Origin of the sequence: uncultured Acinetobacter sp. (genome assembly GCF_947626835.1) — a bacterium.
In the GTDB taxonomy this organism is placed as follows: Bacteria; Pseudomonadota; Gammaproteobacteria; order Pseudomonadales; family Moraxellaceae; genus Acinetobacter.
Genome location: NZ_CANQTS010000027.1, coordinates 1 through 22,280, shown reverse-complemented (window position 1 = coordinate 22,280; position 22,280 = coordinate 1). Strand labels below are relative to the sequence as shown.

General features: G+C 41.6%; 16 protein-coding genes. 6 read left to right on the top strand and 10 right to left on the bottom strand.

Annotated features, from left to right (window positions below; translation table 11 throughout):
- Positions 1-22: 22 nt before the first annotated feature.
- Positions 23-2,107, bottom strand: coding sequence for a polyphosphate kinase 1 (ppk1, locus tag Q0Z55_RS10070; RefSeq protein WP_297427913.1), 2,085 nt, complete (start codon positions 2,105-2,107; stop codon positions 23-25).
- Positions 2,108-2,221: 114 nt separating this feature from the next.
- Entirely contained in the window at positions 2,222-2,899 is a 678-nt protein-coding gene (gene mtgA, locus Q0Z55_RS10065) for a monofunctional biosynthetic peptidoglycan transglycosylase (RefSeq protein ID WP_297427910.1), read from the bottom strand.
- 75 nt (positions 2,900-2,974) lie between these two features.
- Between mtgA and Q0Z55_RS10060 the strand changes: the two genes are divergently transcribed.
- Positions 2,975-3,790, top strand: coding sequence for a rhomboid family intramembrane serine protease (locus Q0Z55_RS10060; RefSeq protein ID WP_297427907.1), 816 nt, complete (start codon positions 2,975-2,977; stop codon positions 3,788-3,790).
- Here Q0Z55_RS10060 and Q0Z55_RS10055 read toward each other — a convergent pair.
- Both Q0Z55_RS10055 and Q0Z55_RS10050 read right to left on the bottom strand, forming a co-directional pair.
- Complete coding sequence (locus tag Q0Z55_RS10055) at positions 3,780-6,230, bottom strand: FtsX-like permease family protein (protein ID WP_297427903.1); 2,451 nt, start codon at positions 6,228-6,230, stop codon at positions 3,780-3,782. The two genes, Q0Z55_RS10060 and Q0Z55_RS10055, sit on opposite strands and share 11 nt — an antisense overlap.
- Positions 6,227-6,949 (bottom strand): ABC transporter ATP-binding protein, encoded by a 723-nt coding sequence (locus tag Q0Z55_RS10050; protein WP_297427900.1) that lies wholly within the window; start codon positions 6,947-6,949, stop codon positions 6,227-6,229. Before Q0Z55_RS10050 ends, Q0Z55_RS10055 begins: the two co-directional genes overlap by 4 nt.
- Positions 6,950-6,982: 33 nt before the next feature.
- On the opposite strand from Q0Z55_RS10050, the gene Q0Z55_RS10045 reads away from it, so the two are divergent.
- Positions 6,983-7,573, top strand: a complete 591-nt coding sequence (locus Q0Z55_RS10045; protein ID WP_297427940.1) for an arylesterase — start codon at positions 6,983-6,985, stop codon at positions 7,571-7,573.
- A gap of 46 nt (positions 7,574-7,619) precedes the next feature.
- Here Q0Z55_RS10045 and Q0Z55_RS10040 read toward each other — a convergent pair whose 3' ends face one another.
- Complete coding sequence (locus Q0Z55_RS10040) at positions 7,620-8,234, bottom strand: carbonic anhydrase (protein WP_297427896.1); 615 nt, start codon at positions 8,232-8,234, stop codon at positions 7,620-7,622.
- A 307-nt stretch (positions 8,235-8,541) separates the two neighbouring features.
- Here Q0Z55_RS10040 and Q0Z55_RS10035 point away from each other — a divergent pair, with 307 nt between their 5' ends.
- Positions 8,542-9,540 (top strand): hypothetical protein, encoded by a 999-nt coding sequence (locus tag Q0Z55_RS10035; protein ID WP_297427893.1) that lies wholly within the window; start codon positions 8,542-8,544, stop codon positions 9,538-9,540.
- 14 nt (positions 9,541-9,554) lie between these two features.
- Here Q0Z55_RS10035 and Q0Z55_RS10030 read toward each other — a convergent pair whose 3' ends face one another.
- From Q0Z55_RS10030 to nfuA, 3 genes are all read right to left on the bottom strand, one after another.
- Positions 9,555-10,856, bottom strand: coding sequence for a class I SAM-dependent methyltransferase (locus Q0Z55_RS10030; RefSeq protein ID WP_297427891.1), 1,302 nt, complete (start codon positions 10,854-10,856; stop codon positions 9,555-9,557).
- A gap of 54 nt (positions 10,857-10,910) precedes the next feature.
- Positions 10,911-13,010, bottom strand: coding sequence for a TonB-dependent receptor (locus Q0Z55_RS10025; protein ID WP_297427888.1), 2,100 nt, complete (start codon positions 13,008-13,010; stop codon positions 10,911-10,913).
- A 176-nt stretch (positions 13,011-13,186) separates the two neighbouring features.
- Positions 13,187-13,825, bottom strand: a complete 639-nt coding sequence (nfuA, locus tag Q0Z55_RS10020; RefSeq protein WP_297427885.1) for a Fe-S biogenesis protein NfuA — start codon at positions 13,823-13,825, stop codon at positions 13,187-13,189.
- Positions 13,826-13,983: 158 nt separating this feature from the next.
- Between nfuA and Q0Z55_RS10015 the strand changes: the two genes are divergently transcribed.
- Together Q0Z55_RS10015 and Q0Z55_RS10010 are read left to right on the top strand one after the other, a co-directional pair.
- Positions 13,984-14,604, top strand: a complete 621-nt coding sequence (locus Q0Z55_RS10015; RefSeq protein WP_297427937.1) for a rhomboid family intramembrane serine protease — start codon at positions 13,984-13,986, stop codon at positions 14,602-14,604.
- Between the two features lie 191 nt (positions 14,605-14,795).
- Positions 14,796-16,340: a hypothetical protein gene (locus Q0Z55_RS10010; protein ID WP_297427882.1), complete on the top strand. Its 1,545-nt coding sequence runs from the start codon at positions 14,796-14,798 to the stop codon at positions 16,338-16,340.
- Positions 16,341-16,393: 53 nt separating this feature from the next.
- Here Q0Z55_RS10010 and Q0Z55_RS10005 read toward each other — a convergent pair whose 3' ends face one another.
- Complete coding sequence (locus Q0Z55_RS10005) at positions 16,394-18,010, bottom strand: inorganic phosphate transporter (RefSeq protein WP_297427879.1); 1,617 nt, start codon at positions 18,008-18,010, stop codon at positions 16,394-16,396.
- Between the two features lie 373 nt (positions 18,011-18,383).
- Here Q0Z55_RS10005 and metH point away from each other — a divergent pair, with 373 nt between their 5' ends.
- Complete coding sequence (gene metH / locus Q0Z55_RS10000) at positions 18,384-22,070, top strand: methionine synthase (protein WP_297427876.1); 3,687 nt, start codon at positions 18,384-18,386, stop codon at positions 22,068-22,070.
- A 16-nt stretch (positions 22,071-22,086) separates the two neighbouring features.
- Here the strand turns inward: metH and Q0Z55_RS09995 are convergent.
- On the bottom strand, positions 22,087-22,280 hold a 194-nt coding region (locus tag Q0Z55_RS09995), incomplete at its 5' end, for a hypothetical protein (RefSeq protein WP_297427873.1).

Sequence of the window (22,280 nt, the reverse complement as noted above, 5' to 3'; positions counted from 1 at the left end):
AGCCTGATGATTTTATTACATCTTAAGATTGAATTTGTTCAATCAAAATGCGCTGTGCATTATGGGCTTTTTCAGTCGCCGGCTTGATCAAGCGCACCCATGTGCCATCGCTTTGTAAATCCCACGCATGTTGATTGTCTTGTAAATAATTGACTAAACCTTGTTGGTAAATACGTTTTTTTAGCACAGGATCTTCAACTGGGAAGCAAGCCTCGACACGGTTAAATAAGTTACGATCCATCCAATCGGCACTTGAGCAATACAAACGCGCATCGCCATTGTTGCTAAAGTAATACACACGCGTATGTTCTAAAAAACGTCCAACAATGGAACGTACACGAATATTTTCTGATAAGCCTTTTAACCCTGGGCGTAAACAGCAAATTGAACGAATAATCAAATCAATTTGCACACCGGCTTGTGATGCTTCATAAAGTTTATTGATTAATTCAACTTCGGTTAAAGCATTCACTTTGACGATAATTTGTGCCGGCTTGCCCGCTTTGGCATTGGCAATTTCATCGTCAATAAAATGTACCAACTGTGCATGTAAGGTAAATGGTGCATGCAATAACTTTTTCAGTTTTGCCATTTTACCCATACCAGTTAACTCTTGGAAAATGCGATGCACATCTTCACATAAGTCTTTATCGGTGGTCATTAGGCCATAATCGGTATAAATGCGTGCATTACCCGCATGATAGTTACCGGTACCTAAATGCACATAACGCACCAATTTATTGTTTTCACGGCGAACAATTAAAATCATTTTGGCATGGGTTTTATAGCCTACAATGCCATATACCACCACAGCACCCGCTTCTTGTAATACATTGGCCACGGCAATATTGGATTCTTCATCAAAACGGGCACGTAGCTCAATCACCGCAGTGACTTCTTTACCATTACGTGCGGCTTCTGCTAAAACTTGAACAATTTCAGAATCCGGCCCACTACGATACAAAGTTTGTTTAATGGCTAAGACTTGCGGATCGCGTGCAGCTTCACGTAATAGCGAAATCACCGGCGAGAAAGATTCAAACGGATGGTGCAACAAAATGTCTTGTTTTTGCATCGCGCTAAAGGTGTTTTCAGATTTTTTGAGTACTTTTGGAATCACCGGTACATGCGTGTCATAACGTAAATGTGGACGTTTAAAATTAGACAGTAACCGCGCTAAATTAACAGGCCCATCCACTTTATAAAGTTGCTCATGTTCTAAATCAAACTCATTGAGCAAATATTCATAAATATTTTTTGGACAATTTTCTGTAACTTCTAAACGTACTGCACGACCAAAACGACGTGAACTTAACTCGCCTTTTAAGGCTTTGGCTAAATCTTCTACGTCTTCATTTAAAGCTAAATCGGCGTTACGCGTAACACGGAATTGATAACAACCCGTTGCAGTCATGCCGGGGAATAAATCAGACACATGTTCATGAATAATGGCAGATAACATCACATGGTGTTCTTTACCACCGGTTAGTTCATCCGGTAGACGTACCACACGCGGCAATGAACGCGGTGCAGGCACAACAGCCAAATCAATTTGACGACCAAAGGCGTCTTTACCTTCTAAGGTCACAATAAAGTTAAGTGATTTATTGACCAAACGTGGAAATGGATGCGCAGGGTCTAAACTAATTGGCGTTAAAACTGGTGCTACTTGTTCTTGGAAGTATTTTTTCACCCATGCTGATTGCGCAGGGGTGAGTTCACCACGGCGTAAAAAGCAAATATCTTCATCACGTAATTTAGGTAAAATTTCTTGGTTTAAAATACGATATTGACGTTCGATGGCTTCATGTGCGGTTTTAGAAATCTGATCTAAGACTTGTTTTGGGGTTAAACCATCAGGACTTAAGCTTTCATTGCCTAAATCCAGTTGCTCCATTAAACCTGCAACACGAATTTCAAAGAATTCATCTAGGTTACGTGAAAAAATCAATAAGAAATTCATGCGCTCAAGCAACGGATGCAAGGGATCTACTGCTTGTTCAAGTACGCGCAGATGGAAATCTAAAATGGAAAGTTCACGGTTAATATAGCGGTCGTTATAGCTATAATCCGCAGGAGTGGGCAAGGTATCTACTGAAGTCGTCATACGTCAACTCGGCCTATATTTTTAAAGTGATCTTTGACCCTAGTATGCTTGAAATTTATGACGTTTTGATAAAAAAAAGCGCCCAAATGTGCGCTTTTTTACAACAGTTAAATCTTAAGGAATTTGGCTATAGCGCATATATTTACGAATCATACGTTTACGTGCATTTAAACCTGAATCATTACGATGCTGCTGATAATATTTAGGATTAGGTAAAATTGATGCCAAAAACACCGCTTGTTCACGGGTTAAGCTACGCGAGCTTTTGCCAAAATAATGCTGGGTAGCCGCTTCAATACCATAAATATTGTCGCCAAATTCCACCGAGTTTAAATACACTTCTAAAATGCGTTGCTTGCTCCACATGCGTTCCATCATAAACGTTGCCACTGCTTCTTGACCTTTACGCACAAAAGAACGCTTATTGTATAAAAATAGGTTTTTTGCCAGTTGCTGGGAAATGGTTGAGCCCCCTGCCACCACTTTGCCTTGATCTTTATTGCGCGATAAAGCATTTTGCATGCCTTCAAAGTCAAAACCTTGATGCTGCATAAATTTGCCATCTTCTGCTGCAATAATCGCTTGCTTCATATAATCACTGATTTGATCATAATCACGCCATTCATGTTGAATCGGCGAATGGGTATCGGCCCAATAATCTAAGCGCATAAACATGGTGGTTTCAACCGGATGGGTGCGCCACCATGTCAGGCTTGCAAAAATCCACAGTTGAATCAGCAGCACCACACTCACCACCAGCAGCAGCAGTGTCCGAACGATCAAGGCTTTCATGCAGCTAGTAATTCCCCTGTAATCATTAATTTTCGTGATAAGCTCAAGCCTATTAAAATAACCCACAATCGTCAGATGAACAAATCTTCCCCACCGATCATTGCAAGCCAAAATACAGTCAGTCAATGGTGGCTAAGCGCGCTGTTAATCGCCATCAATGTTGGGCTCTTTTTATGGCAAATTAGCAGCGGTGTCGATGCTGGTCGTCCAAGTATCCAAGATGCTTTGGCTTGGGGTGCTGATTATGCACCGTTAACTTTTTTAGCGGAACCATTTCGTTTATTGAGCAGTATGTTTTTTCATTTTGGCATGATTCACTTAATGCTCAATATGTGGGCTTTGTATTTATTTGGGCATATTAGCGAGCAAATGCTCGGGCGGGTATATTTTTTAGGGCTCTATCTACTTGCAGGTTTAATGGGCAGTTTATTGAGTGGTTTTTTAGATCTGCAAAACTCACTGAGTATGCTGCAAAACGCTGCTTTAAATCCTGAACAACTGCCTAAGGTTGGTGCGGGTGCGTCAGGTGCAGTCATGGGCTTAGGGGCAGCACTCACCATGATTTCATTGTTGCCTGTTTTAAAACAGCAGCGCTTTATTTTAGATAAAAAAACTTTATTAATGGTCATGGGCATTAACCTATTTATTGGTTTTATGACCACAGGTATTAACAATGCCGCACATATTGGCGGCATGTTAATGGGCTTATTTTTAGGATTGATGGGCTATATTGCTTTAAAATACCGTAAACCTAGCCTGTTGTGGCTAGGCTTATTCATGGGTACTGGACTATGCCTAGGCATGTATCTGTATTGTCTTGAGCTGTTGCAAGTTGTAGCACCCCTTTGGCAAGAACTTATGCGCGTTATGCATAAGCAAGTTAATGTTTAAGGTCACGTAATGCGCTTAATGGCGCAAGATCACATAAATAACTTAAGCGATAACGTCCAATGAGTGCACAAACGATTGCCATCATGGGCGGCAAAATCAGCCAAATTTGCACATGCCAATGCCATGGCATCTCCATTTTATAAGCCACAATCCAACTTAATACCTCTGCAAAGATACAGGCACTAATGCCGGCTAATAAGCCAATAAAACCAATTTCTAAGCTGAGCATGGTTTTTAAACGTGCTTTTGAACTACCAAAAGCACGCAATAAAGCCACTTCTTGTTTACGCGCATCGAACATTAAATTAATGCATGCCAACAACACCAATACACCTGCTAGCGCCACTAAAAATGCCAACACAGTAATAATATTCAGTAATACATCAAGTAAGCGTTTGACTTCATTGAGCATTAAACCCACATCAATAAACACAGTATTGCTAAAGCGCTGAATTACCTCAATCAATTTACCTTGATCTTGTGGTGGCACATAAAAACTGCCCAAATAGCTACCGGCATTGGCATCCATGCTATTTGGAGTAAAAATAAAGAAGAAGTTGGGGCTAAAACTTTCCCATTCTACGCTACGTAGATTAATCACCTCAGCGCTTAAATCACCTTCGGGTAAACTAAAAGTTAAGCGATCACCAATTTGAATACCAAGTTCTTGTGCTGTCTTCACCTCAACCGAGACTTGATTGGCAGCACTAAAGCGCGCTTGTCCGGCAACAATTTGATTATCTTGTGGGAAGGTTGCCGCTTGAGTCAAATTCAGTTCACGGCGCAATGTATTACTCTTGCTTCGATCTGCCTCGCTAAAGGCTTGACCATTTTTAGCAATTAAACGCCCGCGGATATTAGGATAAAGCTCGGTGCCAGACCATTGATTTTGTTGAAGGACACCTTGCAGATCATTTAGGTCAGATGGTGGTAAACCGTAGACAAATTGGTTGGGGGTGTCTGGTGGTAATTGTTGCTGCCAACGCTCGGTAAGATCAGTTTTGAGCACCATTAACACGCTCATTAAACTCAAACCCAATGCCAAAGCAGTAATCTGTAACGACATGTGTGGCACTTGACGAATATAAGCACTCAGTGCAGCTTTAGCTTGTTGTAATAGCGTTAAGATGGCGTAAATCACTGCATATAACAGCCCGCACAGCAGTAACAGTGCAACAATCACCAGTAGACTTAAACTTAAATTTTGAGTCAGTAACACGCTAAATAGAATAAGACTCAAACTGCCACACACTAAAGTAGCACGCATCTGGCTCAAGCTTTTTTCTTCAGCGCGTAACACTCGAATTGGTGGCGTGTTTAACAACTGCCATACACTTGGCATGACAAAACCAATCAGCACCACCAAACTGGTCAGCATGGCAACGGGTAATGGACCCAACAGCAGTCCAAGCGCAGAAAATTCAATGCTTAAATGCGGCATTAAGCTCAACATCAGCTCCAGTAAGCCCATACCCATGAGCACACCTAAACCCGCCCCCACCAGCACTGCTGCGGCAAAAATAATTGCCAATAAACTGAGATATACCTTTAAAATTTGCTGTTTAGATGCACCAATACAACGCATTAAGGCAATATGATCTTGTTGCTGCTGCACATAACGCTGACTGGTTAAAGCAATGGCAATACCACACAATAAAATGGTTAAGATATTGGCAAGCTGTAAAAAGGTATCTAAATTTTCAATCGGACGCATCAAGCGGCTATTACCGCTATTGGCGTCGCGTAGTCGTAAACTGCTGCTTTGATCTTGTGCTGCCAATGTGAGTTGCGCGGCAGCATTTTTTTGAAACGCTTGAATATTTTCAGAAGGACCGGCTAACAGTAAGCGATAGTCAATCCGACTACCGACCTGAATGGCATTGGTGGCGGCAATGTCTTGTTGATGAATGATGACGCTGGGTGAAAAACCATTAAAGCCAAGTTCTTGATTAGAATCTTGTTCAATGACTGCAGTAAATTTTAATTTGACATCTGCAATATTGACCCAATCGCCCAATTTGACTTTGAGTAAATCTTGCGCACGTGGACTGAGCCAAATCTGCCCACCTTGCAACACTTGTTGCGGCTGGGTGATTAAACGACCACGTAGCGGAAAATGTTGATCAATGGCTTTGACATTGACCATCACAAATTCGGCATCGGTATGTGCCATAGAGCTAAAACTGGTCACTTGGGACTGTTTAAGCTGTAAAGTTTTGGCTTGTTGCTGCCAAGTGGCATCTAAGGGGCTTTGATCACTTAAAACTAAATCGGCACCCAACAATTCTGCCGCTTGTAAACTCACTGCATTTTGAATTTGCTGATTACTAAATTTCAACGCCGTGGTGGCACTAATGGCCAGTAATAAGGCAATAAACAATAAATAAATGCCGCTACTTTTTAAACTTTGCTGCCACAAAGGACGAAATAACTGCATCATTGCCCTCCTTGTTCAAGCAACTGACCATCGACCAAGGCCAAATGGCGCTGACACTGTGCTGCCAATTGTGTATCGTGCGTCACCAAAACCAAGGTTGTACCCAATTCACGGTTTAAATCAAACAATAATTGTTCAATCTCATGCGCAGTTTGACCATCTAAATTACCTGTCGGCTCATCGGCAAAAATAATTTTAGGTTCAGTCACCAAAGCACGGGCAATCGCAACACGTTGCTGCTCGCCGCCTGAGAGCACTTTAGGCGTTTGCTCGGCTTGACGGGCCAAACCGACTTTTTCAAGTAGGTGCAAAGCACGCTTTTGGGCGTTTGGATAATTAAAGTTGGGCTGTAGACGTAAAGGTAACAACACGTTTTCAAGTGCGCTTAAATGCCCAAGCAATTGAAAGGATTGAAAAACAAAACCAATATGATCCAAACGCACCCGTGCGCGTTGTTCTTCATTTAAATCATGGATCGCTTCACCACAAATATACAACTCACCACTTGTGGCTTGATCAAGGGTGGCCAATATTCCCAATAAGGTGGATTTACCTGCGCCTGAACGCCCAGTAATCGCTACTTGCTCACCTGCATAAATATTGAGATTTAAATCGCTAAAAATAGGCAAGGTTTTTTGCGCCAGTTGTATGCTTTGTGTCAAATTCTGTGCAGAAATTAATGCCTGTGGCATGATAGTGGCATCAAGGTGTAACGAAGTCATATAGTCCCTATTATGCAAAACAAGCTAAATATCATGCTCTTGGCAGCAGGCTTATGCAGTATCAGCGTAGCCGAAGCCAAAACCATTATGGTGGTGGGTGATAGTATCAGTGCCGCTTACGGCATGCGCCCCGAACAAGGTTGGGTGCATTTGTTACAACAACGCCTTAATCAACAGTATCCGAAACAACATAAAGTGGTCAATGCCAGTGTCAGTGGTGAAACCACCAGTGGTGCTTTGGCGCGTTTACCTAAACTGCTGAACACACATAAACCCGATGTGGTGGTGATTGAATTGGGTGGTAATGATGGCTTACGCGGTCAGCCGCCACAAAACATTCAAAGCAACCTCAAGCAATTGGTGCAAAAAAGTCAGCAATCTAAAGCCAAAGTGATCCTGTTGGGCATGAAAATTCCACCCAATTATGGTCAAGCCTATAGCAAAGCCTTTGAAAACAATTACAAGTTGGTAAGTACACAGTATAAAATACCCCTGATGCCATTTTTCTTAGAAAATGTAGCAGGCAATAAGACCCTCATGCAAAATGATTTGGTGCATCCTAATGCTAAAGCACAACCGATTTTGCTCAAGCATGCCTATCCATATATTCAAAAAGCCCTATAAAAAAAGCCAGACATTGTGTCTGGCTTTTTTATGCATCTTTAAACACTTAGAAGTCAAAGAACGTGACTTCACCCGTTTCTAAAGAATATTCAGCACCTACCACTTTAAACTTAGCTTGAGCGATTAGGTTTTCAATCACAGCCGAACCATGACGCAATTGATTAACAGAACCAAATACATTGGCACGTACTGCATGGTGCGATAATTTTTCTAAATCATCTTTGAGTTCAGTTTGCATTAAAATTTCAACTGAAGGACGCACACGATTAACAATCGACATCACATTGGCCGATGAAGTTTGATCTGGATTTTGCAGTGCTTCAATGGTGGAGTGAATCGCACCACAATGACTATGACCCAGTACCACCACCAATGGGCAACCAAAACTATCTGCGGCAAATTCCACACTACCCACTTGCGATGGTGCAACAATATTGCCTGCCACACGAATCACAAACAAATCACCTAAGCCTTGGTCAAACACCATTTCGGCAGGCACACGTGAATCTGAACAGCCTAAAATAATCGCAAATGGCGACTGGCTTTCCGCCATTTGAGCACGTTGTTGGTGAGTCAATAATTTTTGATGGTTGGTTTCACCATGAACAAAACGCTGATTGCCCTTTTTTAAACGTTCTAGAGCTTCTTCTGCTGTAAGCATTTTCTACCACCAATGTTGAATTTGAGCTAAGTGTAAACGCATGAATTTTGAATGTCACTTGCCAAAGTGATTAGCTGTTTAGTTTTTATATAATTTGTTACAAAATCATAAATATTAAAAATAATGGTTTCAAATATAAAGAATATTTGAATTTTAACGCTATTTTTAGTGCTAATATTATTGTTTTTTTAACGTAAAAAAATTGGCTTTTATTGGCCGCTTTGTTGCCAAGTGGCAGCATCAGCTATTGAAAGACCTGCTCTGTACTGTCATTCTTAAGCCACTTTAAATTGGTTGTAGAGACGGTATGTACACCCATCCATTGCTTGAGCAACTCATTGATGCTCAATTGGCTTTTTTAGATCAACACTTTACTCAATCTTCACATATTGAAGCTGAGTTTTTAAATTTTTATCAATGGTTTAGAAAACAACGTCTCGCTGATTTATGGTCATTTCAAGATCTGTATCAACTATTACAAAAACAAGTGTTGGATACACCCGCTTCTACCCATTTAATTGAGCAAATTGCAGAGCATCTTCAGTTTTTCTTAATTCATCCAAGCAATGACAAAACTCAGATTCAAGATTTAATTTCAGTGCTCACTGTAGATCAATTGGCGCAATATGTGGCCAGTAAACGTGGGCATCGTGAGCGTTTAATTAAAACTGTGGTCAATAACCAAGCTTTTTCTGCCATGCTGAGTCAGTTAATCCAACATGCCATTCAAGATTATCTAGATAATTCAATGGTTAAGCATGTACCGGGCGTTTCGCAATTTATGAAAATGGGTCGTTCGGTGTTAGAAAGTGTGACTGATCAAGATTTAGACAACACCATTCAGCAGTATTTACAGCGCAACATTTTAAAGCTGAGTCAAATGAGTGAACATGTACTCAATCAACGTTTTGATGATGACAAGCTTTATCACTTTCAAGCGGAACTGTGGCATAAAATTAAAACCAAGCCTTTAAGCGTGTTACGCGATTATATTGAGATTCAAGATTTACCCAAAACTGTAGGCTTAGGACACGACATTTGGGAGCACATGCGCCAAAGTGAGTATTTAGCCGAACAATTGCATGATGGTTTACATACATGGTATAGCCGCAATCAAGCGCATACTTTTGATGCGCTATTACGTGATTTAAATATTGCAGAAGATTTAGTTACTCAAGAGCTCAGTGCTTTACTCAATCCTATTGTACAAAACATGATAAGTTCAGGTTATTTACGTGAGCGTAGCCATATGCTATTGCGTGAATTTTACTATGCTGAAAGCACCAAGGCCTTGTTGCAGCTTTAACAACACCCCTGTTTTTACAGGGTTTTAAATTGCGTGCTGATTGCCGTACCGCACTCAGGCACAATTTTTAAGCTCAAGCCGTTTTGGGCTAAGAAATGTTCGAGCTTTTTAAGCTGTACACTATGCGCCATGTCATCTAAATACGGATGTATATATTGCGCATTCATCAACAAAAATAAAGTTTCAATTAAAAACAGCGGCTGAGCTTTAAATTCAGGCCATTGCAATAATTCACCAAAGCAATGTGCTCTTTGTGCTAAAGCCGCAAAAAGCTTGTGCATGAGGGTTTGATTGGCTTGAATCTGACCAATTGGGGTGTGAAAATAGCGTACGCCCTCGCTTGGTGCATGGGCTAACAGCTTAAAATAAGTTTGACTCAACTGCTCTAAATGCTGCTGGCTTGAGTATGCCTGTGGTTGCGGTTGAAATAGATCTAGGCGTTGCTTGGCATCACGGGCTAAGTCTTTGAGATATTCTTTTAAAGCTGGTGCTTGGGTGTTGTGTATGGTCGCTTGCAGCCGCTGTGGAATACTAATGCTGTCTAAGTTATCGCAAGGATTGGCACTCCCGACATAGGCTAAGCCTGCTTGTTGATAAACTTGCTGATGTACATCCACACTATATAAAGGTTGCCAATGATCGGTTAAAAACTCATGCGCCAAATAGGCTTCACTGTGTTGTAAAGTGGCCAAAGCAGCGTCAATATTGGGATGTTGCATAAACGCGCCGGATTGATGTAGCTCCATACATAACGCTTTGGCTTTGGCTAAACTTTGCGTACTGGTTTGAGGCTCGGCTTGATCAACCAAATGACATAATTTTTGAATACTACTTAACTGCCCTGAACCGGGATAACACATATAGTGCAAATAAAAAATCCCTTGAGGTTTTAACGCCGCTTTTACAATGCTTAAAATTTGCTGTTGTTGTGTGGCTGCAACCCAACTATAAGTGCCATGCTGCGCAATATAGTCAAACTGCTGGGTATTGCTTGCTAAAAACTGGGCAAAATCGGCATGTATAAACTCAATATTGCCAAGCCCAAGCGCATCTGCTGCAGCTTTGGCTGACTCAATATGTGTTGCATTAAAATCAATGCCCACAAAAGTGCTTTGCGGATAATTGGCAGCACAGATCAACAAATTACTGCCGCTGGCGCAACCGAGTTCTAAATAGTTAAAGTTTTGTTTAGCATTTGGGGCTGTAAAACCTAAGAAGTTCACCACGGTGCTTAACCATACAGGTGTCATGTGTGGATAAAAAAAACGTGGATAGATGGCTTCAATCACATAACCATCTTTTTTGTGCATTGACATGATTTGAGCCATCCCTCACATGAAAAAGTCATGGGGCGTAAAGCCCCATTGCTATTAGAACTTTAAGTTCATTGCAAAACTAATACGTCGGCCATCTAACACCCAAGAATTGCCATCTTCTAAGACATTTTTATTTTGCAGGTTATAAATACCGGTTGAAAGTTTGAGGTCATCGCTGTAGTTATAGACTGCACCTACATCAATAAAAGTGTATTCAGGTGTTTGATTATTGCCTACAGTTTTACCGCGATAATTCAGTTGCGTCCACAACAACCACTGGTCATTAATATCCCAATCTAAACCTGCGTTAAACATATGTTTAGGCAAATCATTGAGTGGCTTGCCTTTATTGGCGCCAGTTTTTTGTTCACTGTTGGTATAGGTATAAGAATGGCGATACTTTAAATAATCGGTAACATTATAATCTGTGGTCAACTCTAAACCACGAATCTGCGCTTCATCGACATTATAGTTAAAGGTATAGCCTGTTGAGCTATATGGAAAACTCGGGTTGTCTTGATAGAACGGGCTGTTTGCAACAAATTCATTAATTTCGTCTTGGCTATATTCGGCTTTACCGCCCTCATCAACGGTGGGTAAACGGCTATTGGCCACACGACTAGAACGGGTAATTTTGTCATTAAAGTCAGTTTGATAGATCATTAAACTGGCCAATAAACCTAAATCACGATTTTCAAACGCAAAACCAGTTTCATAGGTTAAGCTGGTTTCAGGTTTTAAGTCGGGATTTGGCATAATTGCCCCACCCATTGAGTTGAGCATATATTGTGGTGATGAGTTACGTAAACTTGGGGCTTTATAGCCTGAAATCACCCCACCTTTTAAAGTGAAATTGTCATTGGCTTGATACACTGCATAGGCTTTAGGACTAAAGTTGTCGCCAAAGAATTCATTTTGATCAAAACGCCCGCTGAGCGTTAGAGCCAGTTTGTCAGTGACATTCCAAGTATCTTCAGCAAATAATGACCATTGGTAACGATCCATTTTGGTGACTTTACCAGCCATATCGGCTTTTTGGTTGGTGGTGCCATCTTCTAAATTTTCTTTTAGATAACGCCCACCAACAGTTAAGCTATGTTGATCAAAGAAATAGGTTGCTTGGGTATTAGCAGTTAAAGTTTCAAATAAAATACCACCTGGATTTTGAATCTTGTCTACCGTACGCCCTGTAATAGCATTATTTTGGTCTTGATCAAACTGCACATAAGAACTGCTGACCCAATCGTCATATTTAGCATCGTGACTTAAAACATAATTGTTTTTTTCCAACTCTGAATAGGTACGTGTTGCTGTCGCTAACAAACTCTTGCCGGGATTATGCGTGCGCTGTTGCTCGGTATTGGAAAATTCCGCACTTAAGGTATTGTTAGCATCTGGAGTAAAAACCAATTTGGTGCTGATATTTTTTTTATTAAAATCAGGTTCACTTTCGCCTGATTCTGTGGTGTTTCTTTGCAAACTGCTTTCTTCAATGGTTTGTAAACCACCTGTGACTTGTAAGGACAGTAAGTTTTTAATTAAAGGCGCGGTGACATACACACTGGTATTGGTGGCATCGTTATTGACCTTATTGGATTGATCTGCCTTGATATATTCAGTACGTACACTTGCGGTGACTTTGTCTTGATGTTTTTTGGTAATAATATTAATCACACCACCCATGGCATCTGAACCATACAGTGATGAGGATGGACCACGAATCACCTCAATGCGCTCAATGGCTTCAATCGGTGGTAAGAAATTCACCGATGCACCTTGCACCCCACCATTGGTGGTGAGTAAGCTGCCATCATTCATTGGCTTACCATCCACTAAAAATAAGGTATATGCCGAACCCAGCCCACGAATCGAAATGGTTTGATTAGTCCCTCCACCTTGTACAAATACCCCTGGTACATTTTTTAATACATCGGTGACATCACTATAAGATTTTTTTTCTAATTCTTCAGCGGTAATGACTGAAATCGTGGCTGCTGCATCTGCAATATTTTGTTCATATCCCCCAGCGGTGGTCACCACAATGGTGTCAAGCTGTACAGGTTGTGCTGTGTTATTGTCTTGTGCCTGCACCGAAACACCCATTGCTGACATCACAGCAAAAGCCAAGCTTGACTTTAATAATGGTTTGTTCATACCTGATAAACCCCTAATTTAATGAAGAGATGATGTTGAAATTGTTGCGCATTGTAACAAATAAGAATCACTTTTCAATCGCTTTTGATAATTATTATCATTATTTTTTAGAATAGTAGCCAAAAAAATAGCTCCAAGATGGAGCTATTTTTAAATCTCAACACTACAGCATGAAATTACTTCATGTAAGCGCCTTCAGATTGGGTATGGTCTGTTTGATCAATAACGCGTTGTAATTCAGGAACATGTTGACGCAGTGTCACTTCAACACCTTGCTTTAATGTCACATCAATTGCTGAACATCCTTGGCAACCACCACCAAATTTAAGCACTGCAGTTAAACCATGTTCTGGGTCTTCAACTACTTCTACCAATGCACAGTTACCGCCGTGCCCGGCTAAACCTGGATTAATTTCAGATTGTAAAACATAAGTAATACGCTCTTCTACTGACGCATCAGGACCGACACGTGGCACTTTTGAGTTGGGTGCACGAAACGTTAACTGACCACCAAAACGGTCTTTGTTGTAATCAATCACCGCATCTAATAAATACGGAATGGATGGTGCATCTACGTAAGCTGGAAAATCTGGGTACTGTTGCACGTAATCGGTGGCAACCACTTCGTCGGGTGCGCTATATGCCATACAACATTCAGCACGCGGTGTTCCTGGATTCTCAACAAAAACGCGTACACCAATACCTGGCGTGTTTTGTTTTTCCAATAAATCACGTAGGTATTCTTGTGCAGAAGGTGTAATTAACAGGTTAGGGATTTCTTCTGCATTTACTGTGCTGCTGTTCTCAGTCGACATAACAATCTTTCCTCAAGCTGAAGCGGTCATTTTAACTGAAGATGCGGTGCAATTAAAAAAAATCAACTAAAATTGTCGGATTTATTCTCAACAGTAGCGCAATTTGCCATTTTAATGGCAAGATGTCACTTAAATCGTCTAAGTTGTGCTGTTCTTTTATGTTGGATTTACCGTTTAACCATACCGTCAGCTTAATTTTAATTACTGTGGTGATCTCATTGCTGGCGCTGTCTCGGCAAAATGTCATGAATCGTTTGATTTTTTGGCCACCCGCCATGCAGCGCGGTCAGTATGATCGTTTTATCACGCATGGCTTTGTGCATGCTGATGGGATGCATTTATTGTTTAATATGATTACCTTATTTTTCTTTGGGTCGATTATTGAACAATTTTATCGCCAGTACATGTATGACTTAGGCTTTGTGTTGTTTTATTTAGGCGGTTTAATTGCAGCCATCATTCCTAGCTATTTAAAACATAAAAATGACCATCGTTGGGCCAGTCTTGGTGCCTCAGGTGCTGTATCGGCGGTGTTATTTGCCTACATTTTATTTGAACCTTGGAAACTAATCTTTGTGTTCTTTATTCCAGTGCCTGCCATTATTTTTGCGGTATTGTATGTGGCGTATAGTATTTGGTCTGCTAAACGAGGCAATTCTCATGTCAATCATAGCGCGCATTTATGGGGCGCTGCATATGGTATTGTCATGACCCTTGTGATTGAGCCGCGTCTTTTGGGGCATTTTTTAACAAAACTGAGCCAAATTCCATTTTTTTAATTGTGTTTAAGGCAGACTTATAGCGCTGCCTTGTGCATATTTGCAGTGTAATTGCATGATTACAGTTTTCTGACTAAATACAGCAGGCACTTGTCGCAGCAGCCTGCTTTTTTCACTACAATCAAAATTATAATATCTGCCTTTGCTTAGGCACATCACAGCAATTTGCATTCAAGATAACGAGATTTTTTATGTCACATGCCTTAGATGGTCTACAGTTTCCGCTTGACCCCAAATCGCAAAAACCCAGTAGCTCAAAAGTGGGCAAAGAGATTATTGCTGAAGCCTTATCTTTGGTCGACAATAAGACCTCAATGGCTGTATTGGCAGAAAAAAATTGGCGCAAGCACTATCCCCACTACTTTAAAGCTTTGGTCAAAGCCGCTATTACGCAACCTGAACATGCCATAACCATTGCCCAACAAGGCTTACAAAAGGCCAGCAATAGCCTTGATTTTTACCGTCACGGCGAACGCTATAGCTTAAAAGATGCCGTTAAGCTCAATGCCCAAGTGTTGCATAGTGTTGAAATCCGTGGTCAAAGCACACAAGCCCCAACATGGTCTGTACCCTATCAAGGTCAGAATTTACAAGGCGATGCTTTGTTGGCTCAACTGCAAGTGTGGCAAGATCAAGGCATTATTGAACCTAGCCATGCCGATGCCATGCGTCTATGTGTTACTCACCCTGAATGGTTTGATTTATCCGACCGTACCATGGTGTTGTTTGGAGCAGGTTCAGAGGCAGGTCCGCTGACATGGCTTGCACAATGGAAAGCCAATATTGTGGCATTGGATTTACCTCAGCCTAAAGTCTGGCAGCGTATTATCCAAACCATTCAGGCAGGCAATGCAACATTGTATGCCCCAAGCCATCGTGAAATTTCAGCTGATGCCGCGGATGTTACAGATCATTTAGGGGCCAATTTACTCACTGAAATTCCTGAAATTGTGCAATGGCTGAGTGACAATCCAAACGACTTAGATTTAGCCGCGATTGCTTATTTAGATGGGGAAAAACATGTTCGGGTGGCCATGGCCATGGACAGCATTATGCATGCGGTCAGTCAAGCCAAAGCCAAGACCAGTTTAATGTTTATGTGTACACCCACCGATGTATATGCCGTACCGCCTGAGGTGATTCGTGCCTCTAAAGATAAGTTTAATGAGCGCTCAAAGTTACAACAAAAATTAAGTAAAGCCATGTCTGTACTGACGCGCCAATACTTATTTAAAGCCAATGATCATCAATTGATACCGCCTAACAATGGTCAAGCTTATGGCATAAGTGATTGTTTGGTGATTGAACAAGGGCCTAACTATGCGCTAGCCAAGCGCTTACAGCAATGGCGCGCCACCCTTGCACGCAGTCAAGGTCAGGTGGTGAGTATTAATATTGCGCCGTCAACCACCACACAATCAGTGGTCAAAAATCCACTGCTAAAAGCTGCTTTTGATGGGGCAAGTTTATTTGATGTTGAGGCTTTTGCACCCGAAACCACCAATGCTTTAATGGCTGCGTTATGGATTCATGATTTACGCAATCCGCAATCGGTGGCACAACCAACCACACCTTTACAACATCCTTTAGAGTTAATGATGTCGGGCGCCAATCACGGCGGTTTATGGCGCGCAGCTTATTTAGCCCGTACTGCACTGCCTTTTGCAGCCGTGTATGGTATGGCGCTGAATAAACTACCCAAACCATGGCTTAAAAAATTGCCTAAAATCAAATAGTCTTTTACCAAACTCATAAAAAAACGCAGCTTAAGCTGCGTTTTTATGTTCATTTAAAATACTTTTAACAATAACCAATACAACACCCCTGACAAACAGATGGTGGCAGGTAAAGTAAAGATCCAAGCCGATAAAATGGTCTTCACGGTATTGAAATTTAAACCCGATTTATTGGCCACCATGGTTCCGGCAACAGCCGAGTTCAATACATGTGTGGTGGATACCGGCATACCAAAACCATCTGCTGCTGCAATGGTAGACATTGCAACAAGTTCTGCCGACATACCTTGACCATAGGTCATATGGTTTTTACCAATACGCTCACCCACGGTGACCACAATACGCTTCCAACCAACCATAGTGCCTAAACCCAGTGCCAGTGCAACCGCAACTTTGACCCATGTTGGGATGTATTGTAAAAATGAATCCAAATGATCACGGTAAGCATCTACTGTTTTTGTCTGCGCAGCGCTCATGCTCGGTAAGGCCTCGGCTTTATCAAGGCGCTTAAAGGCTGTGCTGCTTAAATACATATCATTACGGAATTCAGAGACTTGTGCTTCTGGTACATCTTTTAAGTTTTGGTAGCCCCCAACTTTTTCACCTAAATGATCGGTGAGACTGGCCAAAGCTGGCACCACCTGTGGCGTTAATTCTTTGGTTTGCACATACTGGGTAATAATCGCACGTGCTTTTTGATCAGAAATATCTTGATGATGTGGATCAATGACATTAGCCGTTTGTGCCGATAGCTCAGCAAAAGATTGCATATGCGCGCTATCGACATTTTTATTTAAAGAATAAGCCAGCGGTACACAACCAATCAAAATCAGCATGATTAACCCCATACCTTTTTGACCATCGTTAGAGCCGTGCGCGAAACTCACCCCTGTGCAGGTAAAAATCAAAATGGCACGAATGATCGGTGGCGGTGGCTTATTGCCGACAGGCGGTTGAAACAGCTCCATTTGGTTTTTAAATATTTTTTTCACCAATAAGAACAAAACCGCAGCAAAAGCAAAACCAATCAGTGGTGAAAACAGCAAAGCCTTACCCACCTTCATCACCTGATCCATGTCTACACCCGATGCACCACTGCCTGCATGCAAGATGTAGTTCATAATGCCCACCCCTAAAATCGAACCGATTAAAGTATGTGAACTTGATGCTGGAATGCCCAAAAACCATGTGCCTAAGTTCCACACAATGGCAGCAATCAGCATGGCAAACACCATGGCAAAGCCTGCGCCTGAACCGACATTCATGATCAGTTCAACCGGCAATAAAGCAATAATCCCGTATGCTACAGCGCCACTGGCCACCATCACACCAAGGAAATTACAAAAGCCCGCCCACATCACGGCAACCGGTGCTGGCAAAGCATTGGTATAAATCACGGTAGCGACGGCATTGGCCGTATCGTGAAAACCATTTACAAACTCAAAGCCCAATGCAATAAACAAAGCACTGGCGAGCAACACCACGCTATATAACCCAAGTGCAGGCACATGAGCTAAATCGAGAGAAAGTTGAAAACCAATATAAATAAGCGTCGACACAATCAGGGTCAAAAACACCGGCATAAAAAATTTCGGTGTTGGCACATGAACATTGGTCGACTGATCAGCTGCATGTTGAGCTGATTGTGTGGAGTTTGGATTAGAATTCATGCAATTGGCATAGAGGATAAAACTATCCTCATATTTTTTCAGTTGAATTGTCACAATTATATGACAAATCAATACAAGAAGTAGGCAGTTTTTTAAAGCCTTGCTCAGGATTTTATCGTGATATGCGATTTAATCGACAAATGGTATTTAACCAACATGATATCAAGCTGCGAAAGATATGCTTCAGAGCTGAATTTTTCATGTTGAAGTGATTTTTGATCTCATCTTATACAACGCTAATAACATGAAAAAAATTCATCTATTTGATTTTTCTGTATAGCAATTCAACTGCTTAATGTGAATACTCCTCAATTGTTCATGAATTCTGCTAATATAGCTGCGATTTTCTATATCCACCGGATTGGGGTTTTGTATGTCCACACTCGCCACCTTAAAAGAGCTTCTTGCCAAGCGCATCCTGATTATTGATGGTGCAATGGGCACCATGATTCAACGCCACAAACTCGAAGAAGCTGATTACCGTGGTGAACGCTTCGCCGATTGGGCATCTGACTTAAAAGGCAACAATGACCTTTTGGTGCTCACTCAACCCCACATTATTCAAGGTATTCATGAAGCTTACCTTGAAGCCGGTGCAGATATTATTGAAACCAATACCTTTAACGGTACGCGTGTTTCAATGTCTGATTACCATATGGAAGATTTAGTTCCTGAAATTAATATTGCAGCAGCGCGTCTTGCCAAAGAAGCCTGTGCCAAATATTCAACGCCTGAAAAACCACGTTTTGTGGCAGGTGTGATTGGGCCAACATCACGTACCACGTCTATTTCACCTAAAGTGAATGATCCTGCGTTTCGTAACATTACCTTTGATGCGCTCAAAGTCGATTATATGGAATCGACCAAAGCACTGATCGAAGGTGGTGTAGATATCATCTTGATCGAAACCGTATTTGACACTTTAAATGCCAAAGCTGCGATTTTTGCAGTCAAAGAAGTGTTTAAAGAAATTGGTTATGAATTACCAATTATGATCTCAGGTACGATTACCGATGCCTCAGGTCGTACACTCACAGGTCAAACCGCAGAAGCGTTCTGGAACTCAATGCGTCATGCAGAACCCATCTCAATTGGTTTTAACTGTGCCCTTGGTGCAGATGCCATGCGTCCACATGTAAAAACCATCTCTGATGTTGCCGATACCTTTGTTTCTGCACATCCAAACGCAGGCTTACCCAATGCTTTTGGTGGTTATGATGAAACCCCTGAAGAAACCGCAGCATTTATTAAAGAATTTGCCGAAAGCGGTTTAATTAATATTACCGGTGGTTGCTGTGGTACCACACCGGATCATATTCGTGCCATTGCGCAAGCAGTTGAAGGTATTACACCGCGTCAAATTCCTGAAATTGAACCTGCGTGTCGTTTAAGTGGTTTAGAGCCATTTAACATCACCAAAGATTCTTTGTTCGTCAACGTTGGTGAACGTACCAACGTGACCGGTTCTAAAAAATTCTTACGTTTAATTAAAGAAGAAAACTTCACAGAAGCGTTGGACGTTGCACGTCAACAAGTTGAAGCCGGTGCGCAAATCATCGATATCAACATGGATGAAGGCATGCTCGATTCACAAGGTGCAATGGTGCACTTTTTGAATCTGATTGCCTCTGAACCTGATATTTCACGTGTGCCGATCATGCTCGATTCTTCTAAATGGGAGATTATTGAAGCAGGTTTAAAATGCGTACAAGGTAAAGCGGTGGTGAACTCTATTTCCTTAAAAGAAGGTTATGACGAGTTTGTAGAACGCGCACGCTTGTGCCGTCAATATGGTGCAGCTGTAATCGTGATGGCCTTTGATGAAAGTGGTCAGGCCGACACAGCACAGCGTAAAAAAGAAATCTGTAAGCGCTCTTACGATGTGTTAGTCAATGAAGTGGGCTTCCCATCAGAAGATATTATCTTTGACCCGAACGTGTTTGCCGTAGCAACGGGTATTGAAGAACACAACAACTATGGTGTGGACTTCATTGAAGCCACTGGTTGGATTAAACAAAACCTACCAAATGCCATGGTATCGGGCGGGATCTCAAACGTATCCTTCTCATTCCGTGGTAATGAACCTGTACGTGAAGCCATCCATGCGGTGTTTTTGTATCACGGCATTCAGCAAGGCTTAACCATGGGCATTGTCAACGCAGGTCAGCTTGCGATTTATGATGATATTGATAAAGATCTAAAAGCTGCGGTTGAAGATGTGGTCATGAACCGCAACCAAGGCCCAAGCGGTCAAGAAGCGACTGAAAAATTATTAGAAGTTGCAGAAAAATATCGTGGTCAAGCAGGCGCACAAAAAGCTGAAGAAAACCTTGAATGGCGTAATGAACCTGTTGAAAAACGTCTTGAATATGCGCTAGTTAAAGGCATTACCACGTATATTGACCAAGATACTGAAGAAGCACGTTTAAAATCAACCCGTCCTTTAGATGTGATTGAAGGGCCACTGATGGCAGGTATGAACGTAGTCGGTGACTTATTTGGTGCCGGTAAAATGTTCTTACCACAAGTGGTTAAATCTGCACGTGTAATGAAACAGGCGGTGGCTTGGCTCAACCCATTTATTGAAGCTGAAAAAACCAAAGGCGAAGCCAAAGGTAAAGTCTTGCTTGCAACGGTCAAAGGCGACGTACACGATATTGGTAAAAACATTGTTGGCGTGGTATTGGGCTGTAACGGTTACGACATTGTAGACCTTGGCGTGATGGTGCCGTGCGAAAAAATCTTACAAACTGCGATTGACGAGAAAGTCGATATCATTGGTTTGTCAGGTTTGATTACCCCAAGTTTAGATGAAATGGTGTTTGTTGCCAAAGAAATGCAACGTAAAGGCTTTAATATTCCACTGATGATTGGTGGTGCGACCACCTCTAAAGCACATACTGCGGTTAAGATTGCGCCGCAATATCAAAATGATGGTGTGTATTACACAGCCGATGCTTCACGTGCAGTGGGTGTTGCGACTCAATTACTTTCTGCGGACATGAAACCACAGTTGGCAGCAGACTATGCAGCCGATTATGAAAAAATCCGTGTACGTCTTGCTAACAAGCAACCCAAAGCGGCCAAGTTATCTTATGCTGAATCTGTTGAAAATGGGTTCAAAATTGACTTTGCTCAAAATGCACCAGTTAAACCCAACTTTATTGGTTCTGAAACATTCACTCACTATCCTTTAGAAACTTTGGTTAAGTATTTTGACTGGACCCCGTTCTTTATTTCTTGGAGTTTGGCGGGTAAATACCCACAAATTCTTGAAGATCAAGTTGTGGGAGAAGCTGCGCGTGATTTGTTTGAACAAGCGCAAGCGATGCTCAAAGACATTATTGACAATAAACGCTTTGATGCGCGTGCAACATTTAGCATTTACCCTGCCAACCGCGTGGCCGCAGATACCGTAGCTGTGACTGATGAAAATGGCAATGTCACGCATACCTTCGAGCATCTTCGTCAGCAGTCTGACAAAGTCACAGGTAAAGCGAACTTCTCATTGGCTGATTTTGTTGCACCAAAAGATGTAGCACAAGATTACTTGGGTGGCTTTACAGTTTCGATTTTTGGTGCAGAAGAACTTTCCCAAGAATACAAGGCCAAAGGCGATGACTATAACGCGATTATGGTTCAAGCATTGGGTGACCGTTTTGCAGAAGCCTTTGCCGAGCATTTACATGAGCGTATTCGTAAAGAGTTCTGGGGCTACCAAGCCGATGAGCAATTAACCAATGAAGAATTGATTAAAGAGAAGTATGTGGGTATTCGTCCTGCACCGGGTTACCCTGCTTGTCCTGAACATTCTGAAAAAGCGCCATTGTTTGACTGGTTAGGTACCACTGAGAAAATGGGTACTTACTTAACCTCTAGCTTTGCAATGTGGCCACCTTCATCAGTCAGCGGTTTTTATTATGCAAACCCTGAAACGGATTACTTTAACGTGGGTAAAATCTCGGGCGACCAGTTAGAAGATTATGCAAAACGTAAAGGTTGGACCTTAGATGAAGCCAAACGTTGGTTAGCACCAAATTTGGATGATTCGATTGTTTAATCCCAGACTTTTATAGTTAGTTAAGAATCCCCTCAATTGAGGGGATTTTTTTATCTTGAATCTTCCTAAATCCTTCTTTTAAAAAAAGGTTGGGATGAATTAAATTGCTATAAATAAAACTAATATTTAAAATTGAACCGTACCGGGTTTGTCGGAGACCAAGCTTTCTGAGAGAATGTCCCGATGAAAAAAGTAAAATATACCCCTGAA

What these genes read in the sequence shown, in the direction of transcription:
- Q0Z55_RS10060 (WP_297427907.1), top strand. Translation starts at nt 2,975, where the DNA reads ATGAACAAATCTTCCCCACCGATCATTGCAAGCCAAAATACAGTCAGT.
- Q0Z55_RS10025 (WP_297427888.1), bottom strand. Translation starts at nt 13,010, where the DNA reads ATGAACAAACCATTATTAAAGTCAAGCTTGGCTTTTGCTGTGATGTCA.
- Q0Z55_RS10055 (WP_297427903.1), bottom strand. Translation starts at nt 6,230, where the DNA reads ATGATGCAGTTATTTCGTCCTTTGTGGCAGCAAAGTTTAAAAAGTAGC.
- nfuA (WP_297427885.1), bottom strand. Translation starts at nt 13,825, where the DNA reads ATGTCGACTGAGAACAGCAGCACAGTAAATGCAGAAGAAATCCCTAAC.
- Q0Z55_RS10040 (WP_297427896.1), bottom strand. Translation starts at nt 8,234, where the DNA reads ATGCTTACAGCAGAAGAAGCTCTAGAACGTTTAAAAAAGGGCAATCAG.
- ppk1 (WP_297427913.1), bottom strand. Translation starts at nt 2,107, where the DNA reads ATGACGACTTCAGTAGATACCTTGCCCACTCCTGCGGATTATAGCTAT.
- Q0Z55_RS10015 (WP_297427937.1), top strand. Translation starts at nt 13,984, where the DNA reads ATGTTGGATTTACCGTTTAACCATACCGTCAGCTTAATTTTAATTACT.
- Q0Z55_RS10030 (WP_297427891.1), bottom strand. Translation starts at nt 10,856, where the DNA reads ATGTCAATGCACAAAAAAGATGGTTATGTGATTGAAGCCATCTATCCA.
- Q0Z55_RS10005 (WP_297427879.1), bottom strand. Translation starts at nt 18,010, where the DNA reads ATGAATTCTAATCCAAACTCCACACAATCAGCTCAACATGCAGCTGAT.
- Q0Z55_RS10010 (WP_297427882.1), top strand. Translation starts at nt 14,796, where the DNA reads ATGTCACATGCCTTAGATGGTCTACAGTTTCCGCTTGACCCCAAATCG.
- metH (WP_297427876.1), top strand. Translation starts at nt 18,384, where the DNA reads ATGTCCACACTCGCCACCTTAAAAGAGCTTCTTGCCAAGCGCATCCTG.
- Q0Z55_RS10035 (WP_297427893.1), top strand. Translation starts at nt 8,542, where the DNA reads ATGTACACCCATCCATTGCTTGAGCAACTCATTGATGCTCAATTGGCT.
- mtgA (WP_297427910.1), bottom strand. Translation starts at nt 2,899, where the DNA reads ATGAAAGCCTTGATCGTTCGGACACTGCTGCTGCTGGTGGTGAGTGTG.
- Q0Z55_RS10050 (WP_297427900.1), bottom strand. Translation starts at nt 6,949, where the DNA reads ATGACTTCGTTACACCTTGATGCCACTATCATGCCACAGGCATTAATT.
- Q0Z55_RS10045 (WP_297427940.1), top strand. Translation starts at nt 6,983, where the DNA reads ATGCTCTTGGCAGCAGGCTTATGCAGTATCAGCGTAGCCGAAGCCAAA.